The sequence below is a fragment of the Nocardia sp. FBN12 genome (genome assembly GCF_054031145.1).
In genome coordinates, this window is the sequence record NZ_CM132926.1 from 1,926,247 (window position 1) to 1,938,042 (window position 11,796).

The following is an 11,796-nucleotide window of genomic DNA, read 5'->3' on the forward strand; positions in this document are numbered from 1 at the left end:
GTGAGACCAGGAGGCTCACCATGACCGTTTCCGCCCAACCCCGCACCGCGCCCGTCGCGAAGCCCGAAATCACCACCACGCCACCGAGTTCGATCACCCGATTCACCGTTCCCCGGAAGGCACGCAAGGCCGTACTGACGGCCGTGCCGCTGGTCGCGTTGCTACTGGCCTGGTACTGGCTCACCACCAACCAGGTCGTGTTCTGGTTGCGATTCGACAAGATCCCCACGCCCGCACAAGTATTCGATTCCTTCCGCACCCAGCTCGGTGCGTCGACCTACTACCGCGACATCTTCTCCAGCACCCGCCGCATCCTGATCGGCTTCGGTCTGGCCACCGTGTCGGGCGTGCTGATCGGCATGGCGGTCGGTCGCTCGGCCGTGGTCAGCGCACTTGTGCGGCCGGTACTGGAGGTGTTCCGGCCGATCCCCGCGATCGCGCTGGTGCCCCTGGCCATCCTGCTGTTCCCGACCGGGGAACAGGGCATTGTTTTCATCACCTTCTTCGCCGCGTTCTTCCCGGTCGCGGTGAGCACCATCCACGCCATGCACGCGCTGCCCAAGGTGTGGGAGGAGGCGGCGCACACCCTCGGTGCGCGTCGACGCGACATCCTGTTCCAGATCGCGCTGCCCGGTGCGCTGCCCGGCATCTTCTCCGGGCTGTCGGTGGCGATGGGCGTGGCCTGGATCTGTGTGATCAGCGCCGAGATGATCTCGGGCCAGTTCGGCATCGGGTACTTCACCTGGCAGTCCTACGGGCTCCTCGACTATCCGGGGGTGATCGTCGGGATGCTCACCATCGGGCTGCTCGGCTGGTTCACCGCCTGGCTGGTCGAACTGGCGGGGCGCCGGGTGAACCGGTGGCTGCCGAGGGCACAGCGATGAGCGCCGGTGCCGCGGTGCGGCTCGACGGCTTGCGCATCGCCTACGGTGAAAGTCTGGCCGCCGAAGTGGATCTCGATGTCGACGCGGGTCAGATCGTGGTGCTGCTCGGCCCCTCGGGCTGCGGCAAATCCACGGTGCTGCGGGCGATGGCCGGCTTGCTGCCGCCGATCGGCGGCACGGTCACCGTCGACGGTGGGCCCAGCGCCCAGCACTGCTCGATGGTGTTCCAGGAGGATGCCCTGCTGCCGTGGCGCACCGCCCGGCGCAACGTCGAATTCGCGCTGAAACTGCGTGGGGTCTCCCGGCGCGACCGGCGCATCGAAGCCCAGGAACTACTGAACCTGGTGGGGCTCACCGACTTCGGTGATCACCTGCCCGGTGCGCTGTCGGGCGGTATGCGCCAGCGCGTGCAATTGGCGCGGACACTGGCCGCGCAACCTCGAGTGCTGCTGATGGACGAACCGTTCGGTGCCCTCGACGCGCAGACCCGCGCCGATATGCAGCGCCTGCTCATCTCGGTGTGGCAGCAGCGCCGGACCACGGTGCTGTTCGTGACCCACGACGTCGACGAGGCGCTCCTGCTGGCCGATCGGATCGTGCTGCTCAGTCCGCGTCCCGCTCGCATCCAGCGGGTCATCGAGATCGCCGCACCGCGCGCACCCGGCGCCCGCTTCGAACCCGAATTCGCGCGTCTGCGTTACGAAATCCTCGCCGCTCTCGGCGAGCCGAACGAGAAGGAACTACAGCCATGACCTTCGTCATCGGAGCCGCCTGCGTGGACGTGATGGACCGCGCGTGCGTAGAGGAATGCCCCGTCGACTGCATCTACACCGGCGACCGGATGGCCTACATCCACCCGACCGAGTGCGTGGATTGCGGTGCCTGCGAGCCGGTCTGCCCCGTCGAGGCGATCTATCTCGACGACGATATCCCGGCCGGCCAGGAAGGCTTCGTCGCCACGAACGCGGAATTCTTCGCCATGGCGCTGCCCGGCCGCGACACGGCGCTGGGCTCGCCGGGCGGCGCGGGCGCGGTGGGCGACCTCGGCGTGGACACGCCGTTCGTCGCGGGGTACGAGAAGTGAGAACCCCACTGCGGGTGGCGATCATCGGCGCCGGGCCCGCCGGTATCTACGCCGCCGACGCGTTGATGAAGTCCGATGCCTGCTCGGACGGGGGAGTGAGCATCGACCTCTACGAGCGCATGCCCGCGCCCTTCGGCCTGATCCGCTACGGCGTCGCCCCCGACCACCCGCGCATCAAGGGCATCATCACCGCCCTGCACAAGGTCCTCGACAAAGACCAGGTCCGCCTGCTCGGCAACATCGACTACGGCACCGACATCACCCTCGACGACCTGCGCCAGTTCTACGACGCCGTCATCTTCTCCACCGGCGCCAACGCCGACCGCGCCCTCGCGATCCCCGGCATCGACCTCGACGGCTCCTACGGTGCCGCCGACTTCGTGTCCTGGTACGACGGCCACCCCGACGTCCCGCGTTCCTGGCCCCTCGACGCCGAGAAAGTCGCCGTCCTCGGCGTCGGCAACGTCGCCCTCGACGTCGCGCGCGTGCTCGCCAAGACCGGCGACGAGCTGCTGGCGACCGAGATCCCGCCGAACGTCTACGAAGGACTGAAGAACAACAAGGCCCTCGAGGTCCACGTCTTCGGACGTCGCGGCCCCGCCCAGGCCAAGTTCACGCCTTTGGAACTGCGCGAACTCGACCACTCGCCGACCATCGAGGTCATCGTCAACCCCGAAGACATCGACTACGACGAAGGCTCCGAAGCCGCGCGCCGCAACTCCAAGCAGGTCGACATGGTCGCCAACACCTTGGAGCAGTGGGCCATCCGCGACCACGGCGACCGCCCGCACAAACTGTTCCTGCACTTCTTCGAATCGCCCTCGGAGATCCTCGGCGAAGACGGCAAGGTCGTCGGTTTGCAGACCGAACGCACCCAGCTCGACGGAACGGGAAATGTGCAGGGCACCGGCGAATTTCGGGTGTGGGATGTGCAGGCGGTCTATCGGGCTGTCGGCTATCGCTCCGACGATATCGCCGACCTCCCGTTCGACGACCGCTCCGCCACCATCCCCAACGAATCGGGGCGCGTACTGATCGACCCGGGCGCACGCGGGGGTGCGCGGTACCTCACCGGCGTGTACGTGACCGGTTGGATCAAACGCGGCCCGGTCGGCCTGATCGGTCACACCAAAGGTGACGCCAACGAAACCGTCGCCTGCTTGCTCGCCGACCGCACCCTGCTGGCACCGGCACCGCGACCCCACCCCGATGCCGTGACCGAACATCTCACCGCCGCGGGCATTCCCTTCACCACGTGGGAGGGCTGGTATCGACTCGACGCCCACGAACGCGCGCTGGGCGAACCCGAAGGCCGTGCGCGGATCAAGGTCGTCGAACGCGCGGACATGCTGCACGCCAGCATGTCCCAATGAGGAGCAGCTCATGCAAACACCGACCGAACAACTGATCATGGCCGCGCTCGCGGGTGTCGACGATCCCGAAATCGGCCGCCCCATCACCGAATTGAACATGGTCGACACCATCGACATCGGCGCACACGGCCGCGTCACCGTGCGAATCCTGCTCACTGTCGCGGGCTGCCCACTCCGGGCGAAGATCAGTGGCGACATCCACGCTGCCGTTATCGGAGTGCCCGGCGTGGCCGGTATCGATGTCGACTTCGGCGTTATGAGCGAGGAGCAGCGTCGCGACCTACGCGTTCAGCTGCGTGGGACCGAGAACAGTTCTCCGCTCGCACAACCGGATTCGCCGACTCAGGTGTACTGCGTGGTCTCGGGAAAAGGTGGCGTCGGAAAGTCCAGCGTCACCGTCAACTTGGCGGTCGCGCTGGCCCGGCGCGGTTTGCGCGTCGGCATCATGGACGCCGACGTCCACGGTCATTCGGTGCCCGCCATGCTCGGGATCACCGCTACGCCCACCCTGGTCGAGCGAATGATGATGCCGCCCACAGCGTTCGGTGTGCGCGTCATATCGATCGGCATGTTCGTCGACGACAACGCCCCCGTGGTCTGGCGGGGGCCGATGCTGCACCGCGCGCTGCAGCAGTTCGTCAACGACGTCTACTGGGGCGAACTGGACATCCTGCTGATCGATATGCCGCCCGGCACCGGCGACATCGCCATCTCCCTCGCCCAGCTGCTACCCACCGCGCAACTACTCGTCATCACCACGCCGCAACGCACCGCTGCTCGCATCGCCGAACGCGCGGGCGCCGTCGCCGCGCAGACCGGTCAGCGGGTAGCGGGCATCATCGAGAACATGTCCTGGTACGACAGCCTCGACGGCACCCGGCAGACCCCGTTCGGAGCCGGCGGCGCCACCGCGGTGAGCCGTGCTTTGAGCGGTCTGCTCGACACCTATTGCCCCGTCATCGGCCGGATCCCGTTCGACCCGGCGGTCTGCGCGGCAGGCGATGAGGGCGCTCCGTTCGTCCACACCGACCCGGGTTGCGCGCCCGCCGTGGCCATCGGCGAGATCGCGGCGGTCATCACGCCGATCGTGCGCCGCAGGCTGCCGGTGACGCCGATCAGTCCTGTGATGGCCTGAGATCACCGCGAAATAGTGCGTAAGCGGAGCTAACGGCTCTAGTCTGTTACCGCTACGCACTGTGGAGGTTGGATCAATGACGGTCGAGATCGTGACCGAACCGGCGCCGGAGAACCTGTGGACCGGATCGGGCCGGGCGACCGGGGTACCGCCGACGTCGATGATCGAGCGGATGACGCTCATTCTCGACGCGTTCGACGCCGCCACCCCCACGCTGACGCTGCTCGGACTCGCCGAACGCACCGGGCTGCCGCGCTCGACCGTGCATCGCATCCTCGACCAGATGATCCGGCTGCGCTGGCTCGCGCACACCCCCGGCGGCTACCGGCTTGGGCTGCGCGTGCTCGAACTCGGCGGGCTCGCGGCCGAGCAGAACGAGCTGCGCGAGGTGGTGGGGCCGCTGCTCTACGAACTCAGCCAGCGCACCGGACTGGTCGGCCACCTCGCGGTGCTGGACGGGCGCGAGGTGTTGTTCCTCGATCGTTCGGGCGGTCGCGGCCGGGTGGTCATCCCGACTCGCGTCGGGGGCAGGCTGCCCGCGCACTCCACCGCGGTCGGCAAGGCGTTGCTCGCCACGCTCGAACCCGGCATCGCGGAGGCCTCCCTGCGGGGCAACACGGTGGCACGGACCGCGCGCACGATCGTCGATCGGGGCGAGCTGCTCCGCGAACTCGCCCGCATCCGCAACCGTCAGGGCGTGGCCGTCGACACCGAGGAATCGATGCCGGGCGTCGGTTGCGTGGCGGTGCCGATCCGTGGCCGCGGCGTGGCGGTGGCCGCGATCTCGTTGTCGGGCACAGTCAAGGGCGAGCGGACCGCGCTCGACACCGCGCGGCTGGCGCGCGCGCTCGCCGAGGTGGCCAAGGAAGCGTCGCGCACCCTGGCCCCCCGGCACCCGCACTAGGGTTTGCGCCGCGCGATCGCCCGACCGGCCGCTCGACCCGAGAAGATGCACCCGCCGAGGAACGTGCCCTCCAGCGCGTTGTAACCGTGCACGCCGCCACCGCCGAATCCGGCGACCTCACCGGCGGAATACAGACCGGGGAACACGGTGCCGTCCGGGCGCAGCACCTGCGAATCGAGATCGGTCTGCAGTCCGCCGAGGGTCTTGCGGGTGAGCACGTTGAGGCGCACCGCGATGAGCGGGCCGTGCGCCGGATCGAGGATGCGGTGCGGCTTGACGACGCGGACCTTGTCACCGAGGAACTTGCGCGCACTGTGGATCGCGGTCACCTGCGCGTCCTTGGAGAACGAGTTGGTGACCTCGCGGTCCCTGGCCACGATCTGGTGTTCGAGGGCGGCCGCGTCCAGCTTCGGCCCACGGGCGAGCTCGTTCATGCCGTCGACGAGCTCGGTCAGCGATTCGGCGACCACGAAGTCCACGCCGTGCTTCTTGAACGCCTCCACCGGCCCTGGTGCGCCCTTGGCGAGCCTGCTCCGTGCCGTGAGCTTCAAGTCCTTGCCGGTGATGTCGGGATTCTGTTCCGAACCCGACAGCGCGAATTCCTTCTCGATGATCGACTGGTTCAGCACGAACCAGGAGTAGTCGTAGCCGGTCGACAGGATCTGACGCATGGTCTCGTTGGTGTCGAATCCGGGGAAACACGGTGCGGGCATCCGTTTTCCGTTGGCGTCGAACCACAGCGACGACGGGCCGGGGATGATGCGAATGGCGTGATCGGGCCAGATCGGGTCCCAGTTGTTGATGCCCTCGGTGTAGTGCCACATTCGGTCGCGGTTGACCAGCGCCGCCCCGGCCGCTTCGGAGATGCCGAGCATCCGGCCGTCGACATAGGCGGGGACACCGGAGATCATGGTCTGCGGGCACGGTCCGAGACGTTCGGTGGGCCAGTTGCGCCGGATGAGGTCGTGGGCGTGACCGATGCCGCCCGAACTCACCAGAACCGCGGGGGCGCCGAAGGTGAACTCGCCCACCACATCCCGGTTCGACGCCTGGCCGCGATCGGTGTCCGACGGCGCGAGCACGCTGCCGCTGACGCCGGTCACGGCGCCGTCTTCGACGATCAGCTCGTCGACGCGGTGCCGGAACGCGAAGCGAACCAACCCTTTCGCCTCACCGGCCAGGACCGGTTCGAGGAAGACCCGCAGCACTTCGGGCCCGGTGCCCCAGGTGAGGTGGAAGCGCGGCACCGAGTTGCCGTGCCCGTCCGCGAGACCGCCACCGCGCTCGGCCCAGCCGACCAGCGGGGTGAAGCGCAAACCCAAGGCGTGTAGGTAATCTCGCTTCTCGTCGGTCGCGAACCGCACGTAGGCCTTCGCCCATTCGCGGCCCATCCGGTCCTCGTCGTCGCGATCGAATCCGGCCGAACCCAGCCAATCCTGCAGCGCGAGTTCGTAAGAATCCTTGATACCCATCCGGCGCTGCTCCGGGCTGTCGACGACGAACAGCCCGCCCAGCGACCAGAACGCCTGCCCGCCGAGATTGGCGCGATTCTCCTGGTCGAGCACCAGCACCTTGCGCCCGGCGAGGACCAGTTCGTGCGCGGCGACCAGGCCCGCCAGTCCGGCACCGACGACAATCGCGTCGGGGGTGAAATCTTGGGTTGGCTCAGGCGCTGTGCTCGACATGCCTGGAACGTAGCATTGGTTCGTCGGCAGGCGGGGGCAAGTCCTGTAAACGCCCTGACCAGCGACATTTCATTCGATGAAAGGCTCGACACGCTCATGAACGTCCGAACCCGTACCGGCGCTGCCGTCCTGACGCTCGCCGTGGTGGCCGGCCTCGGTGCCACTTCCTGCTCGAAAACGCGCTGGTGCGAGCGCGATCAGGGCGATGTCCACGTCGCCGACTCCTACTGCGAACGGGGTGTCGCGGGCTATGAGTGGGAGCCCGACCACGACAAGCCGAAGTACAAGAAGAAGCCCAAGAAGCACTGAGTTCGTCTCGAGCGGCGTTGTGCCGCAGGCGATCCGAGATGTAACCGTGGCGCAGCCGATGCCGAGTTCGCGCCATGTCGATGCAGGTCAACGGGTATTCCACCACTGAGCGCAAGCTCTTTCTCTATTCCTCACAACGGCGTGAGCAGGTGGGCACGATGACCTATCGGAAGGCAATTCGTATTGTCGCAAGGCATACAGCGCGAGCGCTGTCGGTGTTGCTACTGGCCGCGGGAATCGGGACAGCGACGTCCCATGGACTGGCAGCGTGGGCGCAGAATTGCGCCACACTCGACGTCGTAATAGCCCGCGGCACAGTGGAACCCGGCTATCTGGGAGCCGCCATCGGCGACCCGCTGTACGCGGTGCTGAGCGCGCAACTGCCGGTGGACACCACCGCCCACCGCGTCGAGTACCCGGCCGATCTGCTGGTGCCGACCTCGATGAGCGACGGCACAAGGGCGATGACGAGCCATCTGATCGACCAGGCCGCCGCCTGCCCGGACCAGCGCTTCGTGCTCGTCGGCTATTCCCAGGGCGCGGTCGTCACCCATGCTGTCCTTGGCTCCGCGGCCATCCCCGGCGCGTGGGTGCTACCTCCCGAACTGTCCTCGCGGATCGTGTCGGTGCTGCTGTTCGGTGACCCACTGCGGCTCGTCGGCGGCACTGTCGCACCGGTGTACGCCGACCGCACCGCGAACTACTGCGCCGCAGGCGATCCGGTGTGCGCGGGCGGGGTGTTCCCGGCCGCGCACGGCAGCTACGAGTGGGCGTTCGCGGCCGCGGCCGGACAGGTGAGCGCGCGGTTGTGAGCCCGCTCAGAGGTCGGGCATGACCCCCGAGAGGACAGCGCCGATCTGCGCCACCGCGCGGTCGACGCTGCCTGTCGGCTGGAACAGATGACTCAGCGTCAGCCGGACCATGATCTCGACCACCGCGGTCAGCTCGTCATCGGTGAGGGACGCGAATTCGTACTGCTCGCGGACGGTGCCGCTGAGCGCGGCGACGGCCCGCCCGAGTACCGGTTCCGGGTCGCTCACGAGGGCGGGCAGCAGCGCGGTATCGCCGTCATGGCGAGCTGAGAGCACCGCCTTGATCAGGGTGTTGTCGCCCGCGGTGCGCAGCGTGTACTCGGCGGCGGCGGTCATGCCCGCGAGCGGGTCGGCCGGATGCCGGGCCAGCGTCTCGGCGACGCCGGTCAGGTAGATGCCGGTCTCACGCTCGATCAGGGCGTCCGCGAGCGCCTGCTTGGTGCCGATCTCCTTGTAGAGGACCGGCCTGCTGATGCCGACCTCCTTGGCCACCCGTGACATGTTGACCGCGCCCCAGCCCTCGCTGACGACCATCGTGCGCGCGGCGTCGATCATCCGGTCGCGCAGCAGCTGGCGCATTTCTGCCTGAAAGTTCGGTGGTTCGGCCACGTGATCATCCTACATGTGCCAGTCGATGTGCTCGTTCGTTGACAATCTGATCAACTGTGTATCCAATCGGAACAACACAGGCTATTGTGTAAACGAAGGCGACTTCGAGCGAGTAGGTGTCCGAAGTCTCGGTGATCAGGAGAATGGCAATGACGACATCTCGAATCGGTGACCACGCGGGATCGACCGCACCGCCGCGCTGGCGAGATCCCAAGCGATACCTGTGGCTGTTCGGCCTCGTCGCGCCCAGCGCGACCCTGCTGGCGGCCGGTTTCGTGTGGGCCTTCAACCAATTCGGCTGGCAGGCTGTGGCGCCTGTGTGGTGGTGGCTCGGGCCGATCCTGGTGTACGTGCTGCTGCCGACCCTCGACCGGTTCTTCGGCCCCGATGGCAAGAATCCCCCCGAGGAGGTGATGGAGCAGCTGGAGAACGACAAGTACTACCGCTACTGCACCTACGCCTATATTCCGCTACAGCTGGTCAGCCTGGTGTTCGCCTGCTACCTGTGGACCGCGGACAACCTGTCCTGGCTCGGGATCGACGGCGGACTCGGCCTGATCTCCAAGATCGGCCTGGCCTTCACGATCGGCGCGATGGGCGGCGTCGGGATCAACACCGCGCACGAACTCGGCCACAAGAAGGACGAACTCGAGCGCTGGCTGTCGAAGATCACCCTCGCCCAGACCTTCTACGGCCACTTCTACATCGAGCACAATCGTGGCCACCACGTGCGCGTCGCGACGCCGGAGGATCCGGCCAGTGCGCGCTTCGCCGAATCGTTCTGGAGCTTCCTGCCGCGCAGCGTGTGGGGCAGTTTGATGTCCTCGTGGGAGCTGGAGCGCACCCGCATGCAGCGGCTGGGCAAGAGCACGTTCTCGCTGCGCAACGACGTGCTCAACGCCTGGCTCATGTCGGTCGTGCTGTGGGCGGGGCTGGTCGCGGTGTTCGGGCCGTCGATCCTGCCGTTCCTGGTGATCCAGGCGATCTACGGTTTCTCCCTGCTGGAGACGGTGAACTATCTCGAGCACTACGGTCTGCTCCGGCAGAAGACCGCTTCGGGCCGCTACGAGCGCTGCACCCCCGAGCACAGCTGGAACTCCGACCACATCGTCACCAACATCTTCCTCTATCACCTCCAGCGCCACAGCGACCATCACGCCAATCCCACCCGCCGCTACCAGATTCTGCGGCACATGGACGGTGCACCGGAGCTGCCCAGCGGCTACGCGAGCCTGATCGGCCTGGCTTACCTGACACCGTTGTGGCGCAAGGTGATGGACCATCGCGTCCTCGCGCACTACGGCGGCGACATCACCCGGGTCAACATCCAGCCGAGCAAGCGGACGAAGGTCCTGGCCAAGTACGGAGCGAACTGATGGCTTACCTCTGCCCTGTCTGCGACTACGTCTACGACGAGCGATTCGGCGCTCCGCGTGAGGGTTTCGCCCCCGGTACGGCGTGGGCCGAGATCCCCGACGACTGGTGCTGCCCCGACTGCGGTGTCCGCGAGAAGGTCGATTTCGAACGGAAGGAAGGCGCGTCACGATGAGCGACTACAAACTGTTCCAGTGCGTCCAATGCGGTTTCGAGTACGACGAGGCGCTCGGCTGGCCCGAGGACGGCATCGAACCCGGCACCCGCTGGGACGACATCCCCGACGACTGGTCCTGCCCCGACTGCGGTGCCGCCAAAGCTGATTTCGACATGCGGGAGGTGAGCCGCGGATGAGTGGACGAATCGTCATCGTCGGCACCGGTGTCGCCGGCGCCACCGCCGCCCAGACCTTGCGACGGGAGGGCTACGCCGGCGAGATCGTGCTCGTCGGCGCGGAACCCGACCTGCCCTATCGCCGACCGGCGGTCTCCAAGGAACTGCTCGCGGGCACCACCCCGTTCCAGCGGGCCGTGCTGAAGCCGGTGAATTTCTGGGCCGACAACGCGGTCGATCTGCGTCCGGCCACGCGGGTCCGTGCGATCGACACCGACAGCGCGACAGTGCGATTGAGCACCGGTGAGGTACTCGGCTACGACAGCCTGCTGCTCGCCACCGGAGCGCGAGCGCGCACCATCGATACCGCGTCGAACCGCGTGCACACCCTGCGGACACAGTCCGACATCGCAGCGCTGCGAGGTGCGATCGATGCGGGCGGCTCGCTGCTGATCATCGGCGGCGGGCTGATCGGCTGTGAAGTCGCCGCCACCGCCCGCGGTCTCGGCGCCGAGGTGACCGTACTGAACGCCGGTCCGATGTTGCTCGATCGGATCGTGCCGCAGGCCGTGTCGGAGCTGGTGTGCGAAATTCACACCGAGCACGGCGTGGTAGTCGAGAACAGTGTCACCACAACGCAACTCGTCGACACCGCCGACGGCGTCACCGCCGTCACCGCGGACGGCCGCACCGTCACCGCGGCAGCCGCTCTTGTCGCCATCGGGTCGGTCCCCGACACCGCCCTGGCCGAATCCGCGGGCATCGCGGTGAACGACGGCATCATCATCGACCAGCACTACCGCACCTCGGCACCCGCCGTGTTCGCCGCAGGCGACGCCACCACCGTATTCAACCCCCGCCGTGGCGAATTCGAACGCGGCCAACACTGGAACACCGCGCTGTCCGACGGCGCCGCGGCCGCGAAAGCCATCCTCGGCCACCCCACCACCCCGGCCGAAATCCCCTGGGGCTGGACCGACCAACACGGTCTGTCGATGCAGTTCGCCGGCTGGATCCACCCCCACGACGACCTGGTCATCGACGGCGCCCTCAACTCCAGAGACTTCCTCGCGATCGCCCTGCGCAACGACCGACCGGTCGGCGCCGTCGCCATGTCGAGACCGAGAGAACTCCGTGCCACCCGCACCCTCATCGCCGCGGGAGACCCGTGGTCACCGAGTGCTTCCCTCGACCCCGTTCGATCACGCTGATTGATGGTAGGCCGGGAAGAAGCCATCGACATCTCTCGGCTGTCGCGGCCAGAAATTGGCCGCGATGGCCCCTAGCGTGGAGT

Annotated in this window: 14 protein-coding genes; 12 read left to right on the top strand and 2 right to left on the bottom strand. The window is 67.3% G+C overall.

Features of this window, described 5'->3' with window-relative positions; translation table 11 throughout:
- The first annotated feature begins 20 nt into the window (after positions 1 to 20).
- The 6 genes from ACWZHB_RS09555 (at position 21) to ACWZHB_RS09580 (ending at position 5,380) form a co-directional block, all read left to right on the top strand.
- Complete coding sequence (locus ACWZHB_RS09555; RefSeq protein ID WP_427907571.1) at positions 21 to 884, top strand: ABC transporter permease; 864 nt, start codon at positions 21 to 23, stop codon at positions 882 to 884.
- Complete coding sequence (locus ACWZHB_RS09560) at positions 881 to 1,636, top strand: ABC transporter ATP-binding protein (RefSeq protein WP_427907572.1); 756 nt, start codon at positions 881 to 883, stop codon at positions 1,634 to 1,636. The genes ACWZHB_RS09555 and ACWZHB_RS09560 overlap by 4 nt, the downstream gene beginning before the upstream one ends.
- Entirely contained in the window at positions 1,633 to 1,968 is a 336-nt protein-coding gene (gene fdxA / locus ACWZHB_RS09565) for a ferredoxin (protein WP_427907573.1), read from the top strand. Before ACWZHB_RS09560 ends, fdxA begins: the two co-directional genes overlap by 4 nt.
- Positions 1,965 to 3,341: an FAD-dependent oxidoreductase gene (locus tag ACWZHB_RS09570; RefSeq protein WP_427907574.1), complete on the top strand. Its 1,377-nt coding sequence runs from the start codon at positions 1,965 to 1,967 to the stop codon at positions 3,339 to 3,341. The genes fdxA and ACWZHB_RS09570 overlap by 4 nt, the downstream gene beginning before the upstream one ends.
- A gap of 10 nt (positions 3,342 to 3,351) precedes the next feature.
- Complete coding sequence (locus ACWZHB_RS09575) at positions 3,352 to 4,476, top strand: Mrp/NBP35 family ATP-binding protein (RefSeq protein WP_427907575.1); 1,125 nt, start codon at positions 3,352 to 3,354, stop codon at positions 4,474 to 4,476.
- 76 nt (positions 4,477 to 4,552) lie between these two features.
- Entirely contained in the window at positions 4,553 to 5,380 is an 828-nt protein-coding gene (locus tag ACWZHB_RS09580) for an IclR family transcriptional regulator (RefSeq protein ID WP_427907576.1), read from the top strand.
- Here the strand turns inward: ACWZHB_RS09580 and ACWZHB_RS09585 are convergent.
- Positions 5,377 to 7,065 (bottom strand): FAD-binding dehydrogenase, encoded by a 1,689-nt coding sequence (locus ACWZHB_RS09585; protein ID WP_427907577.1) that lies wholly within the window; start codon positions 7,063 to 7,065, stop codon positions 5,377 to 5,379. The two genes, ACWZHB_RS09580 and ACWZHB_RS09585, sit on opposite strands and share 4 nt — an antisense overlap.
- Positions 7,066 to 7,161: 96 nt before the next feature.
- Here ACWZHB_RS09585 and ACWZHB_RS09590 point away from each other — a divergent pair, with 96 nt between their 5' ends.
- Complete coding sequence (locus ACWZHB_RS09590; protein WP_194827624.1) at positions 7,162 to 7,374, top strand: hypothetical protein; 213 nt, start codon at positions 7,162 to 7,164, stop codon at positions 7,372 to 7,374.
- A gap of 158 nt (positions 7,375 to 7,532) precedes the next feature.
- On the top strand, positions 7,533 to 8,186 hold the full coding sequence (locus ACWZHB_RS09595; RefSeq protein WP_427907578.1) for a cutinase family protein: 654 nt from the start codon (positions 7,533 to 7,535) through the stop codon (positions 8,184 to 8,186).
- Between the two features lie 6 nt (positions 8,187 to 8,192).
- Here ACWZHB_RS09595 and ACWZHB_RS09600 read toward each other — a convergent pair whose 3' ends face one another.
- On the bottom strand, positions 8,193 to 8,795 hold the full coding sequence (locus ACWZHB_RS09600) for a TetR family transcriptional regulator (RefSeq protein WP_427907579.1): 603 nt from the start codon (positions 8,793 to 8,795) through the stop codon (positions 8,193 to 8,195).
- 149 nt (positions 8,796 to 8,944) lie between these two features.
- Here ACWZHB_RS09600 and ACWZHB_RS09605 point away from each other — a divergent pair, with 149 nt between their 5' ends.
- Genes ACWZHB_RS09605 through ACWZHB_RS09620 form a run of 4 tightly spaced genes read left to right on the top strand, consistent with a single transcriptional unit; the run spans position 8,945 to position 11,713 of the window.
- Positions 8,945 to 10,171 (top strand): alkane 1-monooxygenase, encoded by a 1,227-nt coding sequence (locus ACWZHB_RS09605; protein WP_427907580.1) that lies wholly within the window; start codon positions 8,945 to 8,947, stop codon positions 10,169 to 10,171.
- Entirely contained in the window at positions 10,171 to 10,344 is a 174-nt protein-coding gene (locus ACWZHB_RS09610) for a rubredoxin (RefSeq protein ID WP_427907581.1), read from the top strand. The genes ACWZHB_RS09605 and ACWZHB_RS09610 overlap by 1 nt, the downstream gene beginning before the upstream one ends.
- Positions 10,341 to 10,523 carry a rubredoxin gene (locus ACWZHB_RS09615; RefSeq protein ID WP_379219407.1) on the top strand — a complete coding sequence of 61 codons (183 nt, stop codon included), beginning with the start codon at positions 10,341 to 10,343 and terminating at the stop codon, positions 10,521 to 10,523. Before ACWZHB_RS09610 ends, ACWZHB_RS09615 begins: the two co-directional genes overlap by 4 nt.
- Positions 10,520 to 11,713, top strand: a complete 1,194-nt coding sequence (locus ACWZHB_RS09620; protein WP_427907582.1) for an NAD(P)/FAD-dependent oxidoreductase — start codon at positions 10,520 to 10,522, stop codon at positions 11,711 to 11,713. The genes ACWZHB_RS09615 and ACWZHB_RS09620 overlap by 4 nt, the downstream gene beginning before the upstream one ends.
- Positions 11,714 to 11,796: the final 83 nt, after the last annotated feature.

Excerpts from the sequence above, each read along its gene's own strand:
- ACWZHB_RS09555 (WP_427907571.1), top strand. The coding sequence starts at position 21 with ATGACCGTTTCCGCCCAACCCCGCACCGCGCCCGTCGCGAAGCCCGAA.
- ACWZHB_RS09560 (WP_427907572.1), top strand. The coding sequence starts at position 881 with ATGAGCGCCGGTGCCGCGGTGCGGCTCGACGGCTTGCGCATCGCCTAC.
- fdxA (WP_427907573.1), top strand. The coding sequence starts at position 1,633 with ATGACCTTCGTCATCGGAGCCGCCTGCGTGGACGTGATGGACCGCGCG.
- ACWZHB_RS09575 (WP_427907575.1), top strand. The coding sequence starts at position 3,352 with ATGCAAACACCGACCGAACAACTGATCATGGCCGCGCTCGCGGGTGTC.
- ACWZHB_RS09580 (WP_427907576.1), top strand. The coding sequence starts at position 4,553 with ATGACGGTCGAGATCGTGACCGAACCGGCGCCGGAGAACCTGTGGACC.
- ACWZHB_RS09585 (WP_427907577.1), bottom strand. The coding sequence starts at position 7,065 with ATGTCGAGCACAGCGCCTGAGCCAACCCAAGATTTCACCCCCGACGCG.
- ACWZHB_RS09590 (WP_194827624.1), top strand. The coding sequence starts at position 7,162 with ATGAACGTCCGAACCCGTACCGGCGCTGCCGTCCTGACGCTCGCCGTG.
- ACWZHB_RS09595 (WP_427907578.1), top strand. The coding sequence starts at position 7,533 with ATGACCTATCGGAAGGCAATTCGTATTGTCGCAAGGCATACAGCGCGA.
- ACWZHB_RS09605 (WP_427907580.1), top strand. The coding sequence starts at position 8,945 with ATGACGACATCTCGAATCGGTGACCACGCGGGATCGACCGCACCGCCG.
- ACWZHB_RS09610 (WP_427907581.1), top strand. The coding sequence starts at position 10,171 with ATGGCTTACCTCTGCCCTGTCTGCGACTACGTCTACGACGAGCGATTC.
- ACWZHB_RS09615 (WP_379219407.1), top strand. The coding sequence starts at position 10,341 with ATGAGCGACTACAAACTGTTCCAGTGCGTCCAATGCGGTTTCGAGTAC.
- ACWZHB_RS09620 (WP_427907582.1), top strand. The coding sequence starts at position 10,520 with ATGAGTGGACGAATCGTCATCGTCGGCACCGGTGTCGCCGGCGCCACC.